This window comes from Actinophytocola gossypii (genome assembly GCF_025165815.1).
In the GTDB taxonomy this organism is placed as follows: domain Bacteria; phylum Actinomycetota; class Actinomycetes; order Mycobacteriales; family Pseudonocardiaceae; genus Actinophytocola; species Actinophytocola gossypii.
Genome location: NZ_JAFFZE010000022.1, coordinates 226,321 through 248,989, shown reverse-complemented (window position 1 = coordinate 248,989; position 22,669 = coordinate 226,321). Strand labels below are relative to the sequence as shown.

At 72.0% G+C, this 22,669-nt stretch carries 24 protein-coding genes; 14 read left to right on the top strand and 10 right to left on the bottom strand.

Features of this window, described 5'->3' with window-relative positions:
- Position 1 precedes the first annotated feature (1 nt).
- The 3 genes from JT362_RS28130 to JT362_RS28120 form a co-directional block, all read right to left on the bottom strand.
- Entirely contained in the window at positions 2-1,144 is a 1,143-nt protein-coding gene (locus JT362_RS28130) for a sensor histidine kinase (protein ID WP_260194833.1), read from the bottom strand.
- 16 nt (positions 1,145-1,160) lie between these two features.
- The gene (locus JT362_RS28125) at positions 1,161-2,009 is read right to left on the bottom strand and encodes a CPBP family intramembrane glutamic endopeptidase (protein WP_260194832.1); all 849 of its coding nucleotides are present in this window, start codon (positions 2,007-2,009) and stop codon (positions 1,161-1,163) included.
- Between the two features lie 121 nt (positions 2,010-2,130).
- Positions 2,131-2,865 (bottom strand): DUF899 domain-containing protein, encoded by a 735-nt coding sequence (locus tag JT362_RS28120; RefSeq protein ID WP_260194831.1) that lies wholly within the window; start codon positions 2,863-2,865, stop codon positions 2,131-2,133.
- Positions 2,866-2,948: 83 nt separating this feature from the next.
- Here JT362_RS28120 and JT362_RS28115 point away from each other — a divergent pair, with 83 nt between their 5' ends.
- On the top strand, positions 2,949-3,428 hold the full coding sequence (locus JT362_RS28115) for a winged helix-turn-helix transcriptional regulator (RefSeq protein ID WP_260194830.1): 480 nt from the start codon (positions 2,949-2,951) through the stop codon (positions 3,426-3,428).
- A gap of 43 nt (positions 3,429-3,471) precedes the next feature.
- On the opposite strand, the gene JT362_RS28110 is transcribed toward JT362_RS28115, so the two are convergent.
- A complete protein-coding gene (locus JT362_RS28110) occupies positions 3,472-4,422 on the bottom strand; it encodes a hypothetical protein (protein ID WP_260194829.1) in 951 nt (316 codons plus the stop codon).
- Positions 4,423-4,560: 138 nt separating this feature from the next.
- Between JT362_RS28110 and JT362_RS28105 the strand changes: the two genes are divergently transcribed.
- The 7 genes from JT362_RS28105 to JT362_RS28075 all read left to right on the top strand — a co-directional run bounded on the left by JT362_RS28105 (position 4,561) and on the right by JT362_RS28075 (position 10,315).
- The gene (locus JT362_RS28105; RefSeq protein ID WP_260194828.1) at positions 4,561-5,595 is read left to right on the top strand and encodes an NAD(P)-dependent alcohol dehydrogenase; all 1,035 of its coding nucleotides are present in this window, start codon (positions 4,561-4,563) and stop codon (positions 5,593-5,595) included.
- Positions 5,596-5,600: 5 nt separating this feature from the next.
- A complete protein-coding gene (locus JT362_RS28100; protein WP_260194827.1) occupies positions 5,601-6,629 on the top strand; it encodes an amidohydrolase family protein in 1,029 nt (342 codons plus the stop codon).
- Positions 6,626-7,297: an iron-sulfur cluster assembly protein gene (locus JT362_RS28095; protein WP_260194826.1), complete on the top strand. Its 672-nt coding sequence runs from the start codon at positions 6,626-6,628 to the stop codon at positions 7,295-7,297. Before JT362_RS28100 ends, JT362_RS28095 begins: the two co-directional genes overlap by 4 nt.
- Before the next feature lie 58 nt (positions 7,298-7,355).
- Entirely contained in the window at positions 7,356-8,156 is an 801-nt protein-coding gene (locus JT362_RS28090) for an IclR family transcriptional regulator (protein WP_260194825.1), read from the top strand.
- A 75-nt stretch (positions 8,157-8,231) separates the two neighbouring features.
- The gene (locus tag JT362_RS28085) at positions 8,232-8,825 is read left to right on the top strand and encodes a winged helix-turn-helix domain-containing protein (protein ID WP_260194824.1); all 594 of its coding nucleotides are present in this window, start codon (positions 8,232-8,234) and stop codon (positions 8,823-8,825) included.
- Complete coding sequence (locus tag JT362_RS28080; protein WP_260194823.1) at positions 8,822-9,517, top strand: SRPBCC family protein; 696 nt, start codon at positions 8,822-8,824, stop codon at positions 9,515-9,517. Before JT362_RS28085 ends, JT362_RS28080 begins: the two co-directional genes overlap by 4 nt.
- A 399-nt stretch (positions 9,518-9,916) precedes the next feature.
- The gene (locus JT362_RS28075; protein ID WP_260194822.1) at positions 9,917-10,315 is read left to right on the top strand and encodes a hypothetical protein; all 399 of its coding nucleotides are present in this window, start codon (positions 9,917-9,919) and stop codon (positions 10,313-10,315) included.
- A 69-nt stretch (positions 10,316-10,384) separates the two neighbouring features.
- Here JT362_RS28075 and JT362_RS28070 read toward each other — a convergent pair whose 3' ends face one another.
- From JT362_RS28070 to JT362_RS28050, 5 genes are all read right to left on the bottom strand, one after another.
- Positions 10,385-12,988, bottom strand: coding sequence for an NPCBM/NEW2 domain-containing protein (locus JT362_RS28070; RefSeq protein WP_260194821.1), 2,604 nt, complete (start codon positions 12,986-12,988; stop codon positions 10,385-10,387).
- A 156-nt stretch (positions 12,989-13,144) separates the two neighbouring features.
- Positions 13,145-13,795, bottom strand: a complete 651-nt coding sequence (locus JT362_RS28065) for a TetR/AcrR family transcriptional regulator (protein ID WP_260194820.1) — start codon at positions 13,793-13,795, stop codon at positions 13,145-13,147.
- Positions 13,796-13,804: 9 nt separating this feature from the next.
- Positions 13,805-16,087 (bottom strand): xanthine dehydrogenase family protein molybdopterin-binding subunit, encoded by a 2,283-nt coding sequence (locus JT362_RS28060; protein WP_260194819.1) that lies wholly within the window; start codon positions 16,085-16,087, stop codon positions 13,805-13,807.
- Positions 16,084-17,076 (bottom strand): FAD binding domain-containing protein, encoded by a 993-nt coding sequence (locus JT362_RS28055; protein ID WP_260194818.1) that lies wholly within the window; start codon positions 17,074-17,076, stop codon positions 16,084-16,086. Before JT362_RS28055 ends, JT362_RS28060 begins: the two co-directional genes overlap by 4 nt.
- Positions 17,073-17,558: a 2Fe-2S iron-sulfur cluster-binding protein gene (locus tag JT362_RS28050; RefSeq protein ID WP_260194817.1), complete on the bottom strand. Its 486-nt coding sequence runs from the start codon at positions 17,556-17,558 to the stop codon at positions 17,073-17,075. The genes JT362_RS28055 and JT362_RS28050 overlap by 4 nt, the downstream gene beginning before the upstream one ends.
- 125 nt (positions 17,559-17,683) lie before the next feature.
- Between JT362_RS28050 and JT362_RS28045 the strand changes: the two genes are divergently transcribed.
- Both JT362_RS28045 and JT362_RS28040 read left to right on the top strand, forming a co-directional pair.
- On the top strand, positions 17,684-18,187 hold the full coding sequence (locus JT362_RS28045; protein ID WP_260194816.1) for a hypothetical protein: 504 nt from the start codon (positions 17,684-17,686) through the stop codon (positions 18,185-18,187).
- A 277-nt stretch (positions 18,188-18,464) separates the two neighbouring features.
- Positions 18,465-19,106, top strand: a complete 642-nt coding sequence (locus JT362_RS28040; protein WP_260194814.1) for an LAVTG motif-containing sortase-dependent surface protein — start codon at positions 18,465-18,467, stop codon at positions 19,104-19,106.
- A 59-nt stretch (positions 19,107-19,165) separates the two neighbouring features.
- Here the strand turns inward: JT362_RS28040 and JT362_RS28035 are convergent, their stop codons facing one another.
- Positions 19,166-19,786 carry a TetR/AcrR family transcriptional regulator gene (locus JT362_RS28035; RefSeq protein ID WP_260194813.1) on the bottom strand — a complete coding sequence of 207 codons (621 nt, stop codon included), beginning with the start codon at positions 19,784-19,786 and terminating at the stop codon, positions 19,166-19,168.
- A 91-nt stretch (positions 19,787-19,877) separates the two neighbouring features.
- Between JT362_RS28035 and JT362_RS28030 the strand changes: the two genes are divergently transcribed.
- Genes JT362_RS28030 through JT362_RS28015 form a run of 4 tightly spaced genes read left to right on the top strand, consistent with a single transcriptional unit; the run spans position 19,878 to position 22,619 of the window.
- Positions 19,878-21,305 carry a serine hydrolase domain-containing protein gene (locus tag JT362_RS28030; protein ID WP_260194812.1) on the top strand — a complete coding sequence of 476 codons (1,428 nt, stop codon included), beginning with the start codon at positions 19,878-19,880 and terminating at the stop codon, positions 21,303-21,305.
- Positions 21,306-21,327: 22 nt separating this feature from the next.
- On the top strand, positions 21,328-21,852 hold the full coding sequence (locus JT362_RS28025) for a hypothetical protein (protein WP_260194811.1): 525 nt from the start codon (positions 21,328-21,330) through the stop codon (positions 21,850-21,852).
- A gap of 40 nt (positions 21,853-21,892) precedes the next feature.
- Positions 21,893-22,282 (top strand): MerR family transcriptional regulator, encoded by a 390-nt coding sequence (locus tag JT362_RS28020; RefSeq protein ID WP_260194810.1) that lies wholly within the window; start codon positions 21,893-21,895, stop codon positions 22,280-22,282.
- A gap of 10 nt (positions 22,283-22,292) precedes the next feature.
- A complete protein-coding gene (locus tag JT362_RS28015; RefSeq protein WP_260194809.1) occupies positions 22,293-22,619 on the top strand; it encodes a thioredoxin family protein in 327 nt (108 codons plus the stop codon).
- Positions 22,620-22,669 lie beyond the last annotated feature (50 nt).

The following is a 22,669-nucleotide window of genomic DNA, read 5'->3' as shown; positions in this document are numbered from 1 at the left end:
CCTACCTCCGTGAGGGGATGAGCGCGTGCACCCGGAACCCGCCTTCGGGCCGGGCCGCGGCCACCAGTTCACCATCGAGCATCCGTACCCGCTCCCGCAGCCCACTCAGGCCGCGCCCACCCGACCCGACCGCGGGCGTGCCAGCGGTGGTCCCGTCCGTCGTCACCTCGATCTCGATCCGGTCGTCGTGATCGTCGATCTCGACCCGGGTCAGGTGTCCCGTCGCGTACTTCATCGCGTTGGTCAGCGCCTCCTGCACCACCCGGTACGCCGCCAGCTCGATGTCGACGGCGTGTTCACGCTGGTCGCCCCGCCTGTTCAGCTCGACCGGCTGACCGGACAACCGGGCCTGCTCGACGAGGTCACTGACCCGGCCGAGGGTCGGCGACCGGTCGGCCCTCGCCGAGTCACCCGTCGCCTCGAGCACGCCGAGCAGGTGCCGCAGTTCCGTCAACGCCCGGCGGCCCGTGTCGCTGATGGCGTGGAGCCCCTTCCCCACGTGTTCCGGGGACCCGTCGAGCAGGAACTGCGCCGCGTCCGCCTGGACGACCATCGCGGTCACGTGGTGGGTCACCACATCGTGCAGGTCCCGGGCGATCCGGGCCCGCTCGCCGGCGGTCGCCACCTCGACACTCAGCCGACGGTGCTCCGCCTCCTCGGCCCGCCACCGGCGCATCGCGGTCCCGGCCATCCACATCACCACCAGAGTCAGGTAGAAGACGACGAAGACTTGGAGCTGGCTGGGCGAACCCAGCAGGTGCAACGTGATCGCCAGCCCGGTGTAGCCCGCGGTCGCGGTCACCGCCGTGACCCGGCGGTACCGGACCTGGTGCGCACCGACCGCGAAGAGCGCCAGGTAGAACCCGATGCCGGCGACGGTGTCCGGGTAGCCGAACGACTGGTGCAGGGCGAAGGCGACGCCGGTGACCGCCAGCGCGCCGACCGGCGAGCGTCGCCTGATCGCCAGCGGCGCGGCCTGCGCGACGACCAGCACGAGCGCGAGCGCGTCGACCGGGCGTTTCGGCAGGTCGCCGAGCTGGGGGCCGATGGCCGACACGGTCGGTACGAACGCCAGGGCCGTGAGAACCAGCGCGAGCGCACTGTCCTTGATGGACGGGGACTGTCGCTGCCACCACGAGAGCATCGCGCGAGCGTACTGGTCAGGCCCGGGCTTGGACACGGCGCTGGATCCGTCCGGTGCGGGCGGCGCGGCGCAGCAGGAGGACGGTGGGCACGACGCAGACCAGCAGCGCGAACAGGCTCGCCTCGGGTCCGAAGGTGCCGCCGGTCAGCACGGTCGGACCGGACAACGTCGTCCGCAGCAGCCCGGCCGGCGCGTCGGCCGAGCCGGACAGCGCGACGCCGAAGATGCCGGCGTGGGTGAAGTTCCAGGCGAAGTGCAGGCCGATCGACAGCCACAGCGACCGGGTCGCGACGTAGGCGGCGGTCGTCAGCATCCCGCCCGTCAGCGCGATCGACAGCACGCCCCAGAGCGTCGCCTCGGCGTTGATCGAGTGCGTCAGACCGAAGATCAGCGACGACAGCACGAGCGCGGTCATCGTCCCGGTGCGTTCCTCCATGATCCGGAACAGCACACCGCGGAACAGCACCTCCTCGGTGACCGCGACGCTCGCCACCATCCCGGCGGTGCCGAGGCAGCCCCAGATCGAGCCCCACGACATGTCCTGCCAGCCGCCGAACATCCCGATCAGCAGGATCAGCAGGACGAACAGCCCGGACCCGAGCAACGCCCCCCGCCGCAGCTGGGACCACACCCGCACCCTGGCGAGTTCGGGAATGTCCGCCCGCCGCTCCACGACCCGCGACAACTTGCGGTAACCGGCCAGAACAGCGATGACGGAGCCGATCCCCAACGGCAGGGCGAGCAGCACGACGGGCGACACCAGCTGCATGATGGCCGCGTTCGCCAGCATCACGACGGTGAACGCGACCAGCAGCACGGGGAACCGATACCTGCGCAGCTGCCCGACTTCCTTCGACAGAACCATTGCCCTCGACCTCTCTGTGACGAATTCCTTGTGCGACACAGAGATTAGGAATCCAGGTCAGCCATGGAATCCCGCTGGGAACAACAATCCGGGTAGCTCTCAGGAGGGACAACGGGCCGGGCTAGCCGGTGAAGCCGGGGTCGGCGGAATGCGCACCCCGGCCCTTCGGCTCCTCCCACTCCTCGTGGCGGCCCAGCGCGGTGATGTCGAGCAGCCGGTACGCGTGCATCATCACCTCGACGCCGCGGCCGTAGGTGGCGTAGGTGTGGAAGACCTCGTCGCCGTCCCGGAGGAACGCGCTGACCCCCGGCTGCTCGCCGACGTAGTCCACCAGCCACTCCTCACCGGCCGCGACGAACTCGTCACCGCTGCGGAAGTTGTACGCGTTCGGCGTGACCGCCGGGTCCAGCGAGACGTGGAAGTCGTAGTTGAAGTCGCTGCCGTACGAGGAGTACCAGGGGAAGGTCCAGCCCCTGGCCGCCCGGTAGCCGGCCAGCTTCGGGTACGGCGCGCGGGACACGGCGGCGAACGCGGTGTCGCGGGCGGCCAGGTGGGCGCGGGCACCCTCGCTGAGGTCGTCGGCCATCGCGGTGCAGCTGCCGCAGCCCTCGTCCCAGGACGGGTCGAACATGAAGTGCTGCAGCACCAGCTGGCCGCGTCCGTCGAACAGGTCCAGCAGTCCGACCTCGCCGTCCGGCCCGGTGAACCGGTAGTCCCGCTCGACCCGCACCATCGGCAGCCGCCGACGGTCGGCGTTGAGCGCGTCGATGGCCCTGGTCAGCTCCTTCTCCCTGGTCAGCAGCTCCCGGCGGGCGTCGAGCCACTCGTCCCGGGTGCCGATCCGCGGTCGGTTCATGATTCTCTCCCTGACTTGTGTGATGCAAGTAACCGTAGAACAGGAGCTTGCATCACACAAGTAGAAGAGGGAACATCGTCGTCGTGCTGGGTCGGACGTACGAGAACGAGAACTGCTCGGCGGCGCGGGCGCTGGAACTGGTCGGCGAACGCTGGAGCCTGCTGATCATCCGCAACGCGGTCTTCGCCGGGATGACCCGGTTCTCCGACTTCGAGCGCAGGCTCGGCGTCGCGCCGAACATCCTGGCCAAGCGCCTGGACGGGTTCGTCGCCCACGGCCTGATGGAGCGGCGCGACGGCCGGGAGTACGTGCTCACCCGAAAGGGTCGCGAGCTGTCCACGGTGATCATCGCGCTGACCGAGTGGGGCGACCGGTGGGTCGCGCCGCAGGGCCCGCCGATCCTGTTCGAGCACGAGGACTGCGGCGGCCCGGTCCACGTGCACACCCGCTGCGACGACTGCGGCCACGAGCCGGCCGCGGCCGACGTGGTCGCCGTCGCCGGCCCGGGCGCGGACCCGCACCGCCGCCCACCCCGCGATCCGAGCCGCCCCCGCACGGCCTGAGCCGCGCCGCGCGACCCGAGCCGCCCCCGCACGGCCTGAGGCGCTACCTCCCCGCGAGCGCGAGGCGGACCGCGGCGGCGCCCGCGGCCTGCATCGGTAGGCCGTCGACCGACGCCGGCGTGAACGGGTGCTCGGTGACCGCGCCCTCGTCGTTGTGCGACACCCAGCCGCCCAGCAGGTCCTCGAACACGTCGTCGTCGAAGGTGACCGAGACCAGCAGGTCGGTGGCGAACGTCAACGGGTCGACGCCGAGCCCCAGGCACTCGGCGCGGATCCGCCCCGCGCGCAGCGCGTCGGTCATCGCCACCGCGAACGGCCACGTCCCGTAGTCCACGTCGGATCGTTCCGGCTCGCCGAGCAGCTCCTCGGCGTACTCGCGCACGACGCACCGCCACAGCGAGAAGTCCTGGTCGTCCCGGCCCGGCCCGGTCGCCTGGAACACGCCGACCGGCAGCACCTGGTACAGCCCACCCGCGTGCCCCACCCGCGCCGGGTCGCGCCAGTGCAGGAAGAACCGCCCACCACGGATCGTCACGACGCTGACCGCCAGGTTCGCCGGTCGCCTGGTCAGGTCGCACGGGTCGCCGACCGCGTCCCGCAGGGGAGTCGGGCCACCGGCGGCGTACTCGTGCGCGGCCGCCTCGCCGGTGTCGATGTGGTCGAAGTACGTTCCGGGACCGAACGCCAGCCGCGGCTCGCCGGTCAGCGACGCGGACAGCAGCCGGTACGTCGGCCGGTCCTCGAACACCGCGGGCGGGTCCAGCTCGGCCATCCGCGCGGCGTACCCGCGGCCGGGCAGCTCCGGCAGCGGCGGTGCCGGTCCGAGCGCGATCGCGACGTCGGCCAGCGGAACCGGCTCCTCGGGCACCCACTCCGGCCTGGTCAGCAGCGGAGTCCCGGCGAGCCTACGCACGTCCGGGTACCGCCCGGCGGCCTCGACCGAGAGCCGGAACCTGTTGTCGCGCAACCGCTTGCGGACATCGAGCCAGTCCATGGGCCGGATTCTGCCGTACCCGCCGTTTTCCGGCTCCGTGAAATAACGGCCCGATTTCCGCCTGGGTGGAATCCGGTGCGTTGACCCCTCGACGAGTCTCGGCCAACGATCGGGGAACCGACTCGAAGGAGAGTGGCGATGAAGGCCGTACGGCTGCACGAGTACGACAAGCGCCCGGTCGTGGAGCAGGTGCCCGAGCCCGAGGTCACCGGCCCGTGGGACGTGCTGGTCGAGGTCGGCGGCGCCGGGCTGTGCCGCACCGACCTGCACATCGTGGAGGGGCAGTGGGCGGAGAAGTCCGGCGTCACGCTGCCGTACACGATCGGCCACGAGAACGCGGGCTGGGTGCGCGCGGTCGGCGCCGCGGTGTCGAACGTCGCGCCCGGTGACCCGGTGATCCTGCACCCGCTGGCCACCTGCGGACTGTGCCGGGCCTGCCGCGCCGGCGACGACGTGCACTGCGCGAACTCCCGGTTCCCCGGCATCGACTCCGACGGCGGAATGGCCGAGCTCCTGCTCACCAACGCCCGGTCGGTGGTCAAGCTCGACCCGTCGCTGCGGCCGGCCGACGTCGCCGCGCTCGCCGACGCCGGGCTCACCGCCTACCACGCCGTGCGCAAGGCCGTGCCGTTGCTGTACCCGGGCACCCGGGTCGTGGTGATCGGCGCGGGCGGGCTCGGGCACATCGGCGTGCAGTGCCTGGCCGCGATGGTCCCGGCGGAGACGATCGTGGTCGACCGGTCGCCGGCCGCGCTTGAGCTGGCGAAAGGTCACGGCGCGGCACACACCGTGGTGGCGGACGGGAAGCACGTCGACGCGGTACTCGACCTGACGGGCGGCGATGGCGCGCACGTGGTGCTCGACTTCGTCGGCGAGAACGGCACCGAGGCCGAGGGCGTGGCGATGCTGCGTCGCGCCGGCTCGTACTTCGTCATCGGGTACGGCGGCAGCGTGCGGATCCCGACCATCGACATCATCTCCAGCGAGATCAACGTGATCGGCAACCTGGTCGGCTCCTACAACGACCTCGACGAGCTGATGACCCTCGCCGCGCGGGGGAAGGTCAGCCTGCACACCACCACCTACCCGCTGGACGCCGTCGACGAGGCCATGGACGACCTGGACAACGGTCGCCTGACCGGCCGCGGCATCCTCGTTCCGGAACGGAGCTGAGCACGGTGTACGAAAAGGACGGACAGCGCTACTTCGTCGTCGACAGCCACGTCCACTACTGGGACGGGCGGCCGTCCAACCAGGCCAACCGCTACGGCGAGGGCTTCATCAACTGCTTCTACGACTACCACCGCAACCTCTCCCCGGAGTCGGAGCTGTGGTCGTTGCAGGACTTCTGGCAGCAGAGCGAGGAACGCGTACTGCACGACCTGTTCGAGGTCGGCTACGTCGACAAGGCGATCTTCCAGCCGACCTACCTGACCGACTTCTTCGTCGACGGCTTCAACACCACCGAGCAGGACGGCGCGCTCGCGGAGAAGTACCCGGACCGGTTCATCGTCAACGGCTCGTTCGACCCGCGCGACGGCGAGGCCGGGCTGGACCGGCTGGAGGCGTTGGCGCAGCGGTGGAACCTGCGTGGCGTCAAGCTCTACACCGCCGAGTGGAAGGGCGACTCCAAGGGCTGGAAGCTGTCCGACCCGTGGTCCTACCGGTACCTGGAACGCTGCCAGGAGCTGGGAATCCGCAACATCCACGTCCACAAGGGACCGACGATCTACCCGCTGAACCGGGACGCGTTCGACGTGGCCGACGTGGACGACGTGGCGTCGGCTTTCCCGGGCCTGCGGTTCATCGTCGAGCACGTCGGACTGCCCAGGCTGGAGGACTTCTGCTGGATCGCCACCCAGGAGCCGAACGTCTACGGCGGGCTCGCGGTGGCGCTGCCGTTCATCCACTCCCGGCCGAGGTACTTCGCCCAGATCATCGGCGAGCTGCTGTACTGGCTCGACGAGAACCGGATCACGTTCGCCAGCGACTACGCGATCTGGACGCCGAGGTGGCTGGTCGAGCGGTTCGTCGACTTCCAGATCCCCGAGGACATGACCGAGTACCCGCCGCTCACCACCGAGGTCAAGAAGAAGATCCTCGGCCTGAACGCGGCCCGCCTCTACGACATCGAGGTGCCGCCGGAGCTGGACGCGGCCCCCGCGCCGGACGGCGCGGTCGGCTCCTCGCCGAAGGTCCCGGCATGAGCCTCCGGGAAGCGCTCGGCACCGTACTCGACCCCGAGTTGGACCAGCCCATCACCGAGCTGGGCTTCGTGTCGTCGGCGACGCTGGCCGACGGCCACGCCGAGGTCCGGCTGCGGTTGCCGACGTACTTCTGCGCGCCGAACTTCGCCTACCTCATGGTCGCCGACGCGCACGACGCGGTGCTGGCGCTGCCCTCGGTGTCCTCGGTCGACGTGCGGCTGGAGGACCACTTCGCCGCCGAGGAGATCAACGCGGGCGTGGCGGGCGGTGCGGGCTTCGCCGGTTCGTTCCCCGGCGAGGCGACCGAGGAGCTGGACGCGCTGCGGACGACGTTCCGCCGCAAGGCGTACCTGGCGAGCCTGGACCGGCTGGCGGCCAGGCTGGCCGCCGCCGGCGTCGACCCGGTCGGCCTCCCGTTGGGCGCGGTGCCGGAGTCACCCGAGCTGACCTCGCTGTTGCGCCGGCGGGCGGAGCTGGGCCTGACCCGCGCTCCGGCCTCGCCGTTGTTGCTGGACGACCACGGGGTCCCGATCGACGCCGCCGAGGCCCCGCTGCGCCTGCGGTTCGCCCGCGCGGTCCGGGTCAGCATCGACGGCAACGCCGGCCTCTGCCGGGGCCTGCTGCGCACCCGCTACCCGGAGGCGGTGATGTCGGACCTGTCGTCCTGACGTGCTCTGACGTAGGGTCGGCGGAGGGTCGGCAGAGCGGCGGGCCGTGGAGGTTGTCATGACCGATGCGACGCGGGAGAGCAGCGGGCTGATCGGCTCCGCGCAGCGGGCGCTGCGGGTGCTGGACATCGTCGGCTCGGCGGGCGACGGCATCAGCGCGAAGGCCGTGGCCAGGCGCGCGGGGTACAACCTGTCGACGACCTACCACCTGCTGAACACGCTGGTGTACGAGGGCTACCTGATCCGGCTCGGGCACGGTCGCGGCTTCGGGCTTGGGTACAAGGTCGGCAGCCTGTACCAGCGGCTGTGCGCCGAGCTGGACGTCGGCCAGGAGCTGCAGGACGAGCTGCACCACCTGCACCGGCGTGCGGAGGCGGCCGCGTACTACACGGTGTTCCGGGAGACCGACATCGTCGTCGCCGCGGTGGCGGACTCGGCCGAGTACCCGCGCGCGACCCCGCTCGACTTCGGCTTCCACGAGGCCGCGCACGCCACCGCGTTCGGCAAGGTGCTACTGGCGTCGATGCCCAGGCGGCAGCGCCGGGACTACCTGTCCGGGGCCGGGATGCCCAAGCTGACCGACCGCACCACCGTCCGGGCCGTCGACCTGGACACCGAGTTGGACCACGTCGACCGGGCCGGTATGGCGCTGGAGATCGAGGAGTTCCAGCCGGAGCTGGCGTGCCTGTCGGCGCCGGTGCTGGACACCCGCAACCGGGTGATGGGCGCGGTGGCGTTCTCCGTGCCCGCGGCGACCTTCCAGGCCCGCCGCTGGCACCTGGAACGGGCCGCCCGAGCCGGCGCCGCCCGCTTCTCGCATCTGCTGGCGACCCGTCCCTCCCTGGTCACCGGCGTCTGACCAAGCACTCCCGCTCGCTCGGTGCGCGCTGGCGCGTCTATTGACAAAAAATCCTGTCAATTAGATCCTGGTTCCGTGCCAACCGGGATCACCTACGTCGACGAGCCGGACCGGGTCCGGCTCGCGCTCTCACCGCTGCGCCGTCGGCTGCTCGCCCAGTTGCGCGAACCGGCGTCGGCCACGCAGGTCGCCGCCGCGCTGGAGCTGCCGAGGCAGCGCGTCAACTACCACCTGCGCGCGCTCGAGAACGCCGGCCTGGTCGAACTCGTCGAGGAACGCCCGCGCCGCGGCTGCGTCGAGCGGATCCTGCGCACCCGGCCCGGCGCGTTCGTCGTCGACCCGGCCGTGCTGGGCGCCGAACTCACCCGGATCCACGACCAGTACGCCGCCGAGCACCTGGTCGGGGTGGCGGCCGGCACCGTCCGGGACGTCGCCCGCATGCAGGCCAGGGCGGCCGAGGAGGGCAAGCGGCTGCTCACGTTCACCGTCGAGACCGAGGTCCGCTTCGCCGAGCCGGGCGACGTGCACTCGTTCACCGACGAACTGGCCGACGCGATCCGGCAGGTCGTCGCCCGGTACGACAGCCCGGACGGCCGGCCGTACCGAATGGTCGCCGCGGGCCACCCCGCGCCCGCGGGAACCGTGGAAACTCAGGAAGGCCGGTCATGAACGACACCCCGCGCATCGAGGTCACCGTCGCGGCCCCCGTCGACACCGTCTGGCGGGCGCTGCGCGACAAGGACACCATCCGCCACTGGCACGGGTGGGACTACGACGGCCTCGACGACGAGATCGACCTGATCTACTTCACCGAGGTCGACGAGGACCCGGCGGCCCGCACCCTCAGCGTTCAGGCCGGCGACGTGATCCGGCTCGAACCGGACGGCGACGGCACGCGCGTCACGCTGACCCGGGCGCCGCGCGGCGTGAACCCGGACTGGGACGCCTACTACGGCGAGATCACCGAGGGCTGGATCACCTTCCTGCACCAGCTGCGGTTCGCCGTGGAGCGCGGGCCGGGGGCGGCGCGGCGGACGGTGTTCCTCACCGGCGCCAACCCGTCCGGGCGGTCGCTCGCGCAGGACCTCGGACTGCCGCTGTCCGGTCCGGTCGCGACGGACCTGCTCGGCGAGCACGTGACCGGCGAACACTGGTACCGCTCGGCGAACCAGCTCGGCATCGCCGTCGACGCCTGGGGCGGTGGGCTGCTGGTGCTGTCCAGCCACGGCCCGGTCGACGGCAAGCCGAACGGGGTGGCGATGGCACTGCTATCCACCTACGGCCTCGACGACGCCCGGTTCGCCGAGTTGCGAGACCGGTGGACGGCGTGGTGGGACGAACACGTCGACTCCGGGGAGTAACGGCACCGAGTGTCCCCGAACGTGTGGTGCTCGCCGTGGTCTGCATCACTCCGCGACTCCGGAGCGTGACCAAAACCGTGGTGCCGAACAAACAACTTAATCACCCCAGGTGAGAGGGTACAAGTCACCCGATCGGGTTGTTTAAAGTGTAATCGCAGGTGAACACGCACCGGTCGTATGCATGTGCAGTTGCACGCTTCACCCATCGGCTGCTCAGAGTGAGACGGTCCGCTCATCGACGGATACGCACCGTTTATCGCTTGGACGGAAGGGTCACGTCCGGATAACAAGATCAATCGGTGATGATGAAGTGGCTCCCTGCTGGCACAGGGAGCCACCGACGTCCGATCCCAGCCGACCCGAGTCCACACGCGAACACGATCGAAAGGGCACAGAACGGTGACCACTCTACGGTCGCGCACCGCCTCGACACCAGAAGAGGCAAGATCCACCGACAGCCCGACGAGCGCGCCCGACCGGCGCACCGTGGAGCTGGCCGGCCTGGCGGTACTGACCACCGAGCCGGATCCGCCGGAACCCACGTCGCCGGTGGTCGTCCCCACGCCCCCGGTACGCACGTCGTTCGCGCCCACCCGTCGTGACGACTGGCTTCGCCTGGCCGAGCGCGTGGTCGGCGACTGGGCCGCGACGTTGCGCGCGGCGCTGGGCCTCGCGCTGCTGTTCGCGGCCGCCGTCCTGGTGATCGGGCTGGCGCTGGGCCCGCTCAGCGCCGCCGCGACCGCCGTGGTCGGCCTGGTGGTCTTCCTCATCGGACGCCGCCGGGGCGACTCGAACTGACCGAACGCCCTGAAGGTGGCCTTCGAGACGCTCGGCGTCCCAAGGCCACCTTCAGGGCTTTGTGGTGCCTCAGCAGGTCAGGCGGGCGTCCGCCCAGTCGGCGTGGTCGAAGTTCTTGCCGTCGCCGCCGTCGGTCACCTCGAGGGTGAGCATCCGCGCGCCGGACACGTCCACCGAGACCGGGATCCCCGGGCCGGGGCGAACCAGTCCGCTGTCGTACCGCACCGCACCGTCGGCGAGCACGCGGAACGCGACCGAGCCCGGCTCCGTCGTCTCGTCGTCCAGGCCCACCAGCGCGTCGAACCGCGAGCACTGCCCGCCCAGGTACACCTCGACCCTCGACGGCGCGTGCGTGCCGAGCCCCTTCTCGTACACCACACCGTCGATCGTCAGCGGGTTGCCGTCGCCGGCCGCGGACTCGTTCACCGACCGGTCACGCTCCACCGGTCCCCAGCCGTTGGTCTCCGCCACGAACGGCACGTCGCTCACCCACGGCTCGCCGGCCAGCGGCGGCGGGGGCACGAACGTCCGCACCGCCCGCTCGACATGCACCCGGTCGCTCCACCGCGGCGCGTCGAATTCGGCCACCACGGGCACGTCCACGTAACCGGACGGGCTGTCCTGTCCCACGTGGACGGTCCACCGGGCGGTCAGGTGCTCGCCGGCTGGCAACCGGTGGCGGGTGACGGTCCGACCGGAGACCGACCAGCCGGACGGCGCCACCGCCGACAGGCGCACGTCACGCACGTCCCGGTCGGTGTGGAACGTCGCGGTGACCTCGAACGACTCGCCCTTCGTCACGTCCACCTCACCGGCCGGCGACACGTCCAGAGTGGACGACGGGACGTGCTGGAGCGGTTCGTCGCACGTGGTCCGCCCCGGCCACGCCCGGCAGGCGATCGCGGCGAACCCGCCGTCGGCGGCGACCTCGACCGACAGGGTGTCGCGGGCCGTCAGCACCCGGCTCGACCGGACCACGTCGCCGCGCGGCCCCTCGCCGTCCCGGATCACCTCGACCAGCCAGCGGCCGCCGTCCAGGAAGCGCAGGGGAGCCGACACCGTGCGCGGCTCACCGGCCGAGATCGCGCCGAGGAACCAGCGGTCGTCGCCGCGCCGCGCGAACACCGCGCCGCGGGACGGGTGCCCGGCGACCAGTTCGGTCTCGTCCCAGGTGGTCGGCACCTGGTTGAGGAACCGCAGCGCCTCGGGGTGCCGCTCGTAGGCCTCCGGGCTGTCCGCGAAGTGCTGCCAGCCCGACTCGTACACCACCGGCAGCGCCACCTCGTGCGCGACCGACGCCCGCTGGATCCCGGTGTCCAGCGACACCGGTGTGTAGTCCATCGACCCGACCACGTTCCTGGTGAACGCCTGCACCGGGTTGTTCACCGGTAGCGGGTAGTTCTCCGCGCCGCGCACCGCCTCCATCGTCATGATGTGCGGCCACGTCCGCGCCAGCCCGTGCGGGATCGTCGAGCCGTGGAAGTTGACCATCAGCTCCAGCGACGCGGTCTTCGCGAGCACCGTGTCGTACCACCGGTAGCGCTCCTGGGTGTCCGACTCCATGAAGTCGAGCTTCACCCCGCGCACGCCCCAGCTCTTCACCAGCGGCAGCACGGTGTCCTGCTCCTCGGCGGTGTCCAGCCTGGTCCAGTGGAACCACAGCAGGATCTCCACGCCGCGCGCCCTGGCGTAGCGCACCAGCTCCGGCACCCACTCCGCGCTCCAGCCCTCGTCGACGAGCACCGCGTACCAGTTGTTCCGCGCGGCGAAGTCCACGAACTCCTTCTGCCGCTCGAAGTCGCTTGGGCTCGAGTGGTCCGACAGCCACGACCACGCCACCTTGCCCGGCCGGATCCACGACGTGTCCCGGATCTTCGACGGCGACGCCAGGTCGTCGACCAGGGTGGACTCGGTCACCGTGGCGAGGTCGCCGACGATCGCGGTGCGCCACGGGGTGCGGTCCGCGGTCACCGTCTCGTCGGCCAGCACGACGTGGTACTCGCCGGTGCCCTCGGTGTGCCGCAGCCTGCTCCCGGAGTACCGGCCGTCCACATCGGACTCGGTGAGCAGTGCGAAGTCCTCGCCGACCTCGAACAGCGACGGGTGGCCGAAGTCGCCGGCCTCGGCGCCGCCGGCGGTGGTGGCCACGCGGTTCTGCTCGTACCAGGCGTTGTAGGGGAGCAGCCAGGCCGGCGCGTCCTCGGGCAGCGTGTACGCCGACGCCTCGCCGGTGATCGTGGCCGCCTCGGGCAGCTCGTAGCGGTAGGCGACGCCGTCGGCCGCGACCCGCACGACCAGGTCCATCCTGGCGTCGTCCGCGCCGCGCAGTTCGAGGCGCAGCTCGGACATCGGGGTCGCGCGGTGGCGCTGCTTGCCGGTGGTTGTCTCGTACCGCTCGACCACGGTGCGCCGGTCGTCGTCGACCGCGCGCAGGCCGCTGCTCAGGTCGGCGCCGGTGGTGTGCAGGCCCAGGGCGCCGCTCAGCACGGTCCGGCCGTGCCGTTCGACGTCGAGGTGCAGGGCGCCGTCGGTAAGGCCGACCTCGGCGGAGATCCCGCGTTGCGACACCGTCCAGGTGTCCTGCCGCGGTGCCGCGGTGGCGGGAACGGTGGTGCCGGCGAGGGCCAGCGCGGCGACGGTCACGCCGGCGGCCAGACGGGACAGGGACGGCATTCGGTTACCTCCGCGCACGACGTCGGGCGGCTCACCCTGTGTGAATATGAAGGTTTCTGTGTTCTTCCTGTTCAGACAGATACTGGAGCTGTGTGGCAAAGGCAAGACTTTTGCCGAATATCGGCGAACTTTCGCCCGTTCGCACCAAAAGTAGGGCTAGGTGCGCGCCCGGATGCCCAGGATCAGGGTGGTCGCCAGCCGGACGATCGTCGGCTCGAACTCCAGGGTGGCGTGTTCGAGGCCCGGCTCGTGCTCGTACAGGTCCGCCAGCAGCGGGGGCGGGTGGGTCACCTGCCACAGGCTCGCCGCGACCATGCAGGTGGCCCCGACCAGATCCAGGGCGTCCTCCTCGGACAGCTCGGGCAGCACCCGCCGCGCCGCGGCCATGACCTCGACCGTCGCGGCGTGCGCGGCGCGCTTGTACGCGCGCACCGCGTCCATCGACACGTTCCGCTCCAGGTTCAGCGGGGCGTGGGTCAGCACGTCGCACAGCAGCGGCCGCTCGGCGAGCGTGCGGGCGAGCGCCGCCGACACCTCCGCCACCGAACCAGGCGCCAGCGGGGCCAGCGCGCCGGTCATCGCCGCCGCCCAGTCCTCCCAGTCGGCCTGCGCCACCCGGAGGAAGATCTCCTCACGGGTCTCGAAGTACCGCAGCAGCGCGGACTTGTGCATCCCGACCGCGCCCGCGATGTCCGACAGCGTCACCGCGCGCACCCCCTCGCGCGTGGCGAGCTCGCGCGCGGCGGTGAGGATGGCCTCGTACCGCTGTCGCTTGTGCTCCGGCCGGCGGGCGCGCTGAAACGTCACCCCCCTACGTTAGAGCAGCTTGTCGAGGGTGATCGGCAGGTCGTACACCCGTCGCCCGGTCGCGTGGAACACCGCGTTCGCGACCGCCCCGCCCACGCCCGTGATGCCGACCTCGCCCGCCCCGAGCACGCCCAGCGGCATCGTCGGATCCGGGTCGCCCACGAACGCCACGTCCAGCTCCGGCACGTCGGCGTGCACCGGGACGTGGTAGCCGGACAGGTTCGGGTTCATGATCCGCCCGGTCCTCGGGTCGACCAGCGTCTCCTCGCTCAGCGCGAGCCCGATCCCCATCACGATCCCGCCGCGCAGCTGGCTGGTCGCGGTCTTCGCGTTGACCACGGTGCCGATGTCGAACGCGCCCACCCAGCGGGTCACCCGCACCTCGCCGGTGTCGGGGTCGACCCGAACCTCGCAGAACTGCGCCCCGGTCGACGCCCGCACCCAGCGCATGCCGTCCCGGACCATCCGTGCCGCGAACCGCAGTTGCCCGGTCACCCGCCCGAGCCCGGTGTCCGAGCCCACCTTGGCGTCCACCCGCGACTGGCCGGCACGGGACAGGATCGCCGCGTACGTCTCGCCGCCGTCCGGGCCGAACAGGCCGCCGTCGCGGGCGACCAGGTCGGCCGGCCGCTGCCGGCCGACCACCGAACCCGAGCGCCGCGCCAGGCCGTGCACCGAGCGGCGCAGGTCCGCGCACGCGGCCCGCACGCTCGCCGCCAGGCTCGCGGTCTGCATCGACCCGCCCGCCGGCGGCCCGGTCGGCAGCGCGGTGTCGCCGTGCTCCACCCGCACCGCCTCGAACGGCACCCCCAGCTCGTGCGCGACGATCTGCGCCTGCGTGGTCGGCTGCCCCATGCCCGTCTCGTGGAACGCGCTGCGCAGCAGTACCGTGCCGTCCGCGAACAGCCGCACGGTCACGTTCGCCGGGAACATCTGCGCCGGGTGGTACGCCGAGGCCACGCCCCAGCCCACCAGCCACCGCCCGTCCCGCATCGAGCCCGGCTCCGGGCTCCGCTCGGCCCAGCCGAACCGCTCCGCCCCGAGCGCGTACGCCTCACGCAGCCGCCGGTGGGAGAACCTGGTGCCGCCCAACGGGTTCCGGTCCGGTTCGTTGCGCATCCGCAGCTCGATCGGGTCCATGCCGAGCCGGTGGGCCAGCTCGTCGACCGCCGACTCCAGCGCGTAGGTGCCGATCGACTCGCCCGGCGCGCGCATGGTCGTGGTGCTCAGCGCGTCCAGCTCCACCTGGCGTTGCCGCAGCAGCACGTGCTCGGCGTCGTAGAGGTGCCGGGACTGCGAGGTCACCTGCTCGGGCCAGCCGCCGATCCGGCCCAGCTGGGTGATACTGGTGTGCACCAGCGCGGTCAGCTTCCCGTCCACAGTGGAGCCGAGGGCGACCCGCTGGGTGGACGGGGTGCGGCCGCCGACCGTCCGGTACACCTCCTCGCGGCTCAGCGCCAGGCGGACCGGGCGTTCGGTGACCCGCGCCGCCAGCACCGCGAGCACCGTGCCCGGCCACAGGTAGCCCTTGCCGCCGAACCCGCCGCCGACGAACTCGGCGAGCACCCGCACGTCCGCCACCGGTACCCCGAACACGTGCGCCAGCCGGCGGCGCGTCCAGTCGATGGTCTGCGTGCATTCGTGGACGGTCAGCCGGTCGCCGTGCCAGACGGCCGTGGTGGCGTGCGGTTCGATCGCGTTGTGGTGGTGCATCGGCGTGGTGAAGGTCAGGTCGACCGACACCGGCGCCGTCGCGAGCGCGGCCTCCGCGTCACCCTTGGCACCGCCTGCGGGGCTGAACGGGTTGCGCTTCTGCGGCCGCGCGTCCGGCAACGCCGCCTGGAAGTCCACAGTGGCCGGCAGGGGCTCGTAGGACGGCCGGACCAGCGCGGCGGCCTCCTTCGCCGCGTCCGACGTGGTCGCGACGACGACCGCGACCGGCTGCCCGTTCCAGTGCACCTCGTCGGTGTTCAGGTACGTCACCGAGGTCGCGGTGGCCATCGTGCTGATGTCCGGCAGCCCGGGCGACGGCGACTTCCGCATCGTCGGCGCGTTCTCGTGGGTGAGCACCGTGAGCACGCCCGGGTGGGCGAGCGCGTCGGCGGTGTCGATGCCGACGAGCCTTGCCCTCGGCACGGTCGCGCACACCAGCGCGGCGTGCACCAGGCCGGGATGGTCGAACTCGGCCGCGTAGCGCGCCTGCCCGGTGGTCTTCGCGGTGCCGTCGATCCGGTCGACCGGGGCGCCGAGCACGGGGGCCTCGGTCACCGGAGCCGGTGGTGCCTGGGTCATGCCCGGCTCCCTTCGCGGGCGAGGTCGCGCAGGGTCGCCACGATCGTGCGGCGAGCCAGCTCGACCTTGAACTCGTTGCCGTCCAGCGTGACCGCCGGGGCCAGCTCGGCGTCGGCGGCGGCGCGGAACGACTCCTCGGTCGCCGGGGCGCCGGTCAGCACCCGCTCGGCCTCGACCGCGCGCCACGGCTTCGGCGCGACCCCGCCGAGCGCGAGCCGGACCGCCGCGACCGTGCCGTCGGTCACCTCCAGGGCCGCGGCCACCGACACCAGCGCGAACGCGAACGACGCGCGGTCGCGCACCTTGCGGTACCGGGACGGCGCGGCCGCCGGTGCCGGCAGCTCCACCGAGGTGATCAGCTCGTCCGGCGCCAGGGTGGTCTCCAGGTGCGGGGTGTCGCCGGGCAGCCGGTGCAGGTCGGCGAGCGGGATCCGGCGGGTGCCGCGCACGTCCTCGACCTCGACGACGGCGTCCAGCGCGGCGAGCGCGACGCACATGTCCGACGGGTGGGTGGCCACGCAGCTCGCGGACGTGCCGAGGATCGCGTGGCTCCGGTTGAACCCGCCGACCGCCGCGCAGCCGGTGCCGGGCTCGCGCTTGTGGCACGGCGTCGCGCGGTCGTAGAAGTACGGGCACCTGGTGCGCTGCAACAGGTTCCCGCCGACCGTGGCCATGTTGCGCAGCTGCGCGGACGCACCGGCGAGGAGCGCCTGGGTCAGCATCGGGTACCGGGTGCGGACCAGCGGGTGGGCGGCGAGGTCGCTGTTGCGCATCAGCGCGCCGATCCGCAGCCCGCCGCTTTTGGTCTCCTCGACGGAGGTCAGCGGCAGCCGGCTGATGTCCACGACCGTGTCCGGGCGCTCGACGTGCTGGCGCATCAGGTCGACCAGGTTCGTGCCACCGGCGAGGAACCGCGCACCCGGCGCGTCGGCGGCCGCGCGCACCGCGGTGGCGACGTCCGGGGCGGCGACGTAGGCGAAGTCCTTCATCCCGCCACCTCCGCGATCGCCGCGACGATCCCGTTGTAGGCGCCGCAGCGGCACAGGTTGCCGCTCATCCGCTCGCGGATCTCGGCCTCGGTGAGGGTGGGCCGGGACGTCACCCGCTCGGTGGCCGCGCTCGGCTCGCCCGCCGCGTGTTCGGCGAGCATGCCGACGGCCGAGCAGATCTGGCCCGGGGTGCAGTAACCGCACTGGAGCCCGTCGTTGCGGACGAACGCCCGCTGCACCGGGTGGTCGACGCCCTCGATCGTGGTCACCTCCCGGCCGTCGTACTGCACGGCGAGCCCGAGGCAGGACACCACGCGCCGGCCGTCGACGAGGACCGTGCACGCGCCGCACGCGCCCTGGTCGCATCCCTTCTTGGGGCCGGTGACGCCGAGGTGCTCGCGCAGCGCGTCGAGCAGGCTGACCCGTGGTTCCAGCTCCGCGGACGTTTCCGCGCCGTTGACCCGCATCCGAACAGTTGCCATGCCCCGAAGTTAACAGAACGGTGTTGAACTAACAAGAGACCGTCGTTGTGTTAACTCGGGGGTTGAGCGGAGGCCGCTTCGGGTACACGCGGAGACAGGAGTGCGGACCTTGGAGGTGCAGAGCGATGCTGATCCTCGGCTTGCTGCTGGTGGTGGCTAGTGGTGCCGCGGCAGTCATCCTGATCGCGTACAACACCGGCGGCACGGCGCAGACCGTGTCCGCGTTCGGGCGGGACATCGCCGACGTCACGGTCATGCAGGCGTTCGTCGCCGGACTCGTTCTCTCGCTGGTGTTCCTGCTCGGCCTGTGGATGATCCTGAGGGCCGGCCGGCGTGGCCGGGAGAACCGGGCCCGCTACCGGGAGGCGCGCCGCGAGGCGAAGACCGCGGCCGCGGAGCGGGACGAGCTCGCCGACCGGCTTCGGCGGGACGAGGAGAACCGCGTGACCGAGCCCGCCGCCGACCCGCCGGTCGGGCAGCCGACCCAGCCGGTCGCCACCCAGCCCGGCGCGCCCGCGCCGCCCGCGCCGCCCCCGCCGGGCACGACGGACAGCGGCCGGCACGCCGTGCCGCACGACCAGCGGGGTCCGATCACCAACATCCGTCCCGGCCAGTCGCCTTCCAGGTAGCGAACTGGCCCGCCCACGGCCGGTCACGACCAACGCGCTCACCCCCGGCGCACGGTCGTGACCGGCCGCTTTGTGTCGTTGGTGTCCACCCGGAGGAAACCGAGCGTTGAGCGAATTCACTCGAACGGTCGAGTCCGCCTTTTCGAATGGGTTCGCCGTGTAGGTACCCGGTGAAAAGTCCTCGCGGAGGGTGGCTAGTCTGTCACTCCATCGTGGGTTGTTGATCGTCGCCAGCGATCGACGACTTGGGGCTCACATCTTCCAGCCGGAGGCATAAATGGCACACACCTCGACCGCGCGCCGCCGGTTCGGCGCCGCACTGGGGGCGTTCGGCGTCACCGCCGTCACCGCCGCCGCCGCACTCGTCGGCATGGCCGGCACGGCCAGTGCGCACACGCCGGACTTCTCGGCGGAGTGCTCGGCCGAAGAGGGCGTCACCACGCTGCAGGTTGAGCTGAGGGCGTACAACGCCCGGGAGTCGAACACCGTCAAGGTCACCGACGGCGACACGGTGCTCGCGCAGGAGAAGTTCGGCGAGAACTTCTCCCAGGAGTGGAACGACCTCGACGCCACCGTCGACCACACCTTCGTGATCGAGGTCCAGGCGTGGGACGACCCGAACGGCGACAGGGGCTGGTCGTTCACCCGGGAGCTCGGCGTCGGCGCGTGCGTCGACCAGACCACTCCGCCGGAGGAGCCGCAGCCGTCCGAGCCGCCGGCGACCACCGAGCCCTCGGCTCCGGTCGAGGAGCCGACGTCCTCGGAGGCCGCCCCGCCGGTGGCCGAGACCACCGAGGTCGAGCCGGTCGCCCTGGCCGAGACCGGCGCGAGCGTCGCGCTCCCGATCGGTATCGGCGCCGTGCTGCTGGCCGGCGGTGTCGTGCTGATGGTCGTCGTCAAGCGCCGCAGCCGCGCCTGAGCACAACCGAATAGCTCAAGTACCGACCGAAAGGGCGGGCCCGTGACGGGTCCGCCCTTTCAGTCGTACTGGTGACACTCGCCGGGAAAGACCTCGGCGAGGTGGCGGTCTAGCACGCCGAGTACCACGTCCGCCGGCACCGCCTCGAGGTAGGCGTGCAGGCCGAGCCCCTCGACGACCGCCATCAGCCCCGCCGCACCCTCCTCGGAGTCCGCCCCCTCCGGTACCTCGCCGCACTCCTTGCCGTTCTCGACGACCTGCGCCACCCGCGCCCGGATCGCCGCCTCCGTGCGGTTGCGCACCGCCGCGAGGTCGGGCCGGTCCACCGCACGCGCCGCGAACGCGAACGACACCCGCCATTCCGCGCGCCGCGCGTCGTCCAGCGGCAGCCGCTCGCCGAGCCCCTGGCGGACCACCGCGCGGATCGTGCTCCGGTGCTCCGCGAGGTCCCGCGCCTGCCGTTCCACCCGCTCCATCGCGCGCTCGGTCACGCGCGTGTAGGCGAAGCGCAGCATGTCGTCCTTGCTGGCGAAGTAGTGCTGCACCAGCCCGACCGACACCTCCGCCTCGGCCGCGGTCCGCGCCACGGTCACGCCGTCCAGCCCGTGCGCGGCGACGAGCCGCTCCACCGCGTCCGCGACCTGGTTGCGGCGCTGTGCGTGGTACTCCTCGGTTGCCATCGCCACCCAGTATCCCCGTACGGTTGACAATATGTCCATATTAGAAGCAATATGGCCATATTGAGAGGGGTTGGTGGCGATGCTCGCACGCGTGTTGTCCGTTGTCCTGCTGGTGTTTCCGGCGCCGGTCGGCCAGCCGCCCGGCGATGTGACGGAGTTCCTGGCCGACCGGATGGCGGCCGTCGAGGCACCGGGCATGTCCTACGCGCTGGTGAACCGTGACCGGATCGTGTCCTCGGGGGCCTGGGGCACCGACGGCCACGGTCGACCGATGACCACCCACACGCCCGTCGGGTTCGGGTCGGTCGCCAAGCCGGTCACCGCGGTCGCGGTCATGCGGCTCGTCGACGCCGGCACCGTCGGCCTCGACGACCCGGTGTTCGAGCACCTGCCGTGGTTCCGGCTCGCCGACCGGGGACACGCCGAGCGGATCACCGTGCGGCACCTGCTCGAACAGACCAGCGGGCTGGCCCCGGCGGACGGGTACGCCCGCTCCGACATCGGCGACAACGAGCCCGGCGCCCTGCGCCGCTGGGTGGAGAGCCTCGCGGAGACCGGTCCGAACGCCGCACCGGGCGAGCGGCACCAGTACAACCCGGCGAACGCGCAGATCCTCGGCGCGATGGTCGAGGAGGTGTCCGGGCTGACGTTCGCGGAGTTCCTGCACCGCGAGGTGCTCGGCCCGCTGGACATGGCCGACGCCGTCGCCGACGCGGCCACCGCCGCTGCCAAGCTGCCGCCGGGGCACGAGTTCTACTTCGGCGGCGTGCGGGTCGGCGACGCGGAGTTCGACACGTCCGGCGTGCCCTACGGCTACCTCGCCGGCAGCGTCACCGACCTCGCGCACCTGGCGATGCTGCACACGAACGACGGCCGGTTCGGCGGTCGCGAGGTGCTGTCCGAGCGGGCGGTCCGGGACCTGCGCGGCCCCGGCCCTCGGGCCGGCAACGGGCACTACGGGCTCAGCTGGCGGGTCGACACCCTCCGCACGGTCGACACCACGATCGTCTGGCACGCCGGCGCGTCCCCCGGCTACCACACCGTGCTGGTCACCGCGCCGGACACCGGCTGGGCCGTCGCCGTGCAGCAGAACGTGTGGTCCCCGCTGGCCGACCCGCAGCTCAACGCGGCCGCACTCGGCGCGCTCACGATCGCGCTCGGCGGTACCCCCGACCCGCCGCCCGGCTCGTCGACGAGCACGCTGCTGCTGGCCGGGATGGGCGCGCTGGTCCTGGTGCTCGCCGCCGGCCTCGGCTGGACGGCCCGGCGGGCGTTCCGCCGGTGCTCGCGCCGCCCGTGGCTCGGTGCCGTCGGCTGGGGCGGACTCGGCGCGATCGCCGCGCTCGGCGTCGGAGTGTGGCTGCCCGGCGCGGTCGACCTGACGCTGCGGCACATCCTGCTGTTCCTGCCGGACGTCGGGCAGTTGGCGGTCGCGGCCGTCGTGCTCGGGTCGGCGCTCGTGCTCGCCCGGCTCGTGCTGCTGCCGTTCGAGCTACGCCGCCGGCCGGGAACCGGATGAGCTCAGGTCCCATCGAACCCACATGCGCCTACTGCTCGGACTCGTCGGCCTCCTGCTGGTCGCCGGCTGCTCCCAGGCCGGCGCCGGTACCCCGGTCCCGGCCGCCGCCGGGCGGATGCCGGCCGACTTCGCCGCGACCGTGGTGTACCGCAACGGGAGCGTGCCGCCGGAATACCACTACGAGTGGGTACTGCGGGTGGACGAGACGACCGCCGAGCTGAGCTGGCGCCCCGGCTACGAGCGCGACCAGGAGTCGTGGGTGGAGACCGTCCCGGTCACCGGCGAGCAGCGGGCCGAGTTCCACCGCGCGCTGCGGTCCGCCGGTGCGCTCGACCCCGTGCCGCCCGTCGACTCGGGCATCGCCGGTGGCCCCACCGGCTCGATCGAGCTGACCGCCGGCGGCAGCACCCGGGACCTCGGCACACTGGGCCTGACCCACGAGGCCCAGGACATCCTCGACCGGGTGCACGACGCCGCCGAGAACCTGCTCCCGGCCGAGGTGTGGACCACCATGACCGACCGCCAGCGGTCCTGGGGCGGCCGCTGAGCTTGCCTTGACGTCGGCGTCAATGTCTACGCTCGGCGGCATGCGAATCGGCGAGCTCGCCCGGCGCGCGGGCACCACCACCCGGGCGTTGCGGTTCTACGAGTCGCAGGGCCTGCTCCCCGCGGCGCGGTCGGCCAACGGCTACCGCGACTACGACGAGCACGACCTGCGCCTGGTGACCGAGATCCAGACACTGCGCACGGTCGGACTGTCCCTGGAGGACACCCGCCCGTTCGTCGAGTGCCTGCGCTCCGGACACGAGACCGGTGACTCCTGTGTGGACTCCATCGAGGTCTACCGCCGCAAGCTCGCCGAGGTCGACGCGTGCCTCGACCGGCTCGCCGCCGTTCGCGCCGAACTCGCCGGCAAGCTCGCCGACGCCGTCACCCGCCGCGACGGGTTCGTCGACCCGTGCGTCGTGAACCCCTGAGGAGCCGACCATGCCCACCGCCGTCACCGACGAGACCTTCGACCGCGACGTCGTCCGGCACGACATCCCCGTGCTGGTCGAGTTCTGGGGATCCTGGTGCCCGTCCTGCCGGATGCTCGCCCCGGTGCTCGCCGAGATCGAACAGGAGCGCGCCGGCGAACTCGCCGTCCGCACGATCAACGCCGACGAGAACCCGGCCACCGCCCGCGACCACCACGTGCTCGCCCTGCCCACGATGATCCTCTACCGAGGCGGCGAACCCATCCGCACGATCGTCGGCGCCAAGTCCCGCACCCGCCTGCTCGCCGACCTGGACGACGCGCTAACCCCGCGCTGACCGGGCCCCGACCGCGCCCCCGACCGCGCCCCGACCCCGCTCTGGCCGCG

Coding starts and splice junctions, on each gene's coding strand:
- JT362_RS28130 (WP_260194833.1), bottom strand. CDS start 1,144: ATGCTCTCGTGGTGGCAGCGACAGTCCCCGTCCATCAAGGACAGTGCG.
- JT362_RS28125 (WP_260194832.1), bottom strand. CDS start 2,009: ATGGTTCTGTCGAAGGAAGTCGGGCAGCTGCGCAGGTATCGGTTCCCC.
- JT362_RS28120 (WP_260194831.1), bottom strand. CDS start 2,865: ATGAACCGACCGCGGATCGGCACCCGGGACGAGTGGCTCGACGCCCGC.
- JT362_RS28110 (WP_260194829.1), bottom strand. CDS start 4,422: ATGGACTGGCTCGATGTCCGCAAGCGGTTGCGCGACAACAGGTTCCGG.
- JT362_RS28105 (WP_260194828.1), top strand. CDS start 4,561: ATGAAGGCCGTACGGCTGCACGAGTACGACAAGCGCCCGGTCGTGGAG.
- JT362_RS28095 (WP_260194826.1), top strand. CDS start 6,626: ATGAGCCTCCGGGAAGCGCTCGGCACCGTACTCGACCCCGAGTTGGAC.
- JT362_RS28090 (WP_260194825.1), top strand. CDS start 7,356: ATGACCGATGCGACGCGGGAGAGCAGCGGGCTGATCGGCTCCGCGCAG.
- JT362_RS28080 (WP_260194823.1), top strand. CDS start 8,822: ATGAACGACACCCCGCGCATCGAGGTCACCGTCGCGGCCCCCGTCGAC.
- JT362_RS28070 (WP_260194821.1), bottom strand. CDS start 12,988: ATGCCGTCCCTGTCCCGTCTGGCCGCCGGCGTGACCGTCGCCGCGCTG.
- JT362_RS28060 (WP_260194819.1), bottom strand. CDS start 16,087: ATGACCCAGGCACCACCGGCTCCGGTGACCGAGGCCCCCGTGCTCGGC.
- JT362_RS28055 (WP_260194818.1), bottom strand. CDS start 17,076: ATGAAGGACTTCGCCTACGTCGCCGCCCCGGACGTCGCCACCGCGGTG.
- JT362_RS28050 (WP_260194817.1), bottom strand. CDS start 17,558: ATGGCAACTGTTCGGATGCGGGTCAACGGCGCGGAAACGTCCGCGGAG.
- JT362_RS28045 (WP_260194816.1), top strand. CDS start 17,684: ATGCTGATCCTCGGCTTGCTGCTGGTGGTGGCTAGTGGTGCCGCGGCA.
- JT362_RS28040 (WP_260194814.1), top strand. CDS start 18,465: ATGGCACACACCTCGACCGCGCGCCGCCGGTTCGGCGCCGCACTGGGG.
- JT362_RS28035 (WP_260194813.1), bottom strand. CDS start 19,786: ATGGCAACCGAGGAGTACCACGCACAGCGCCGCAACCAGGTCGCGGAC.
- JT362_RS28025 (WP_260194811.1), top strand. CDS start 21,328: ATGCGCCTACTGCTCGGACTCGTCGGCCTCCTGCTGGTCGCCGGCTGC.
- JT362_RS28020 (WP_260194810.1), top strand. CDS start 21,893: ATGCGAATCGGCGAGCTCGCCCGGCGCGCGGGCACCACCACCCGGGCG.
- JT362_RS28015 (WP_260194809.1), top strand. CDS start 22,293: ATGCCCACCGCCGTCACCGACGAGACCTTCGACCGCGACGTCGTCCGG.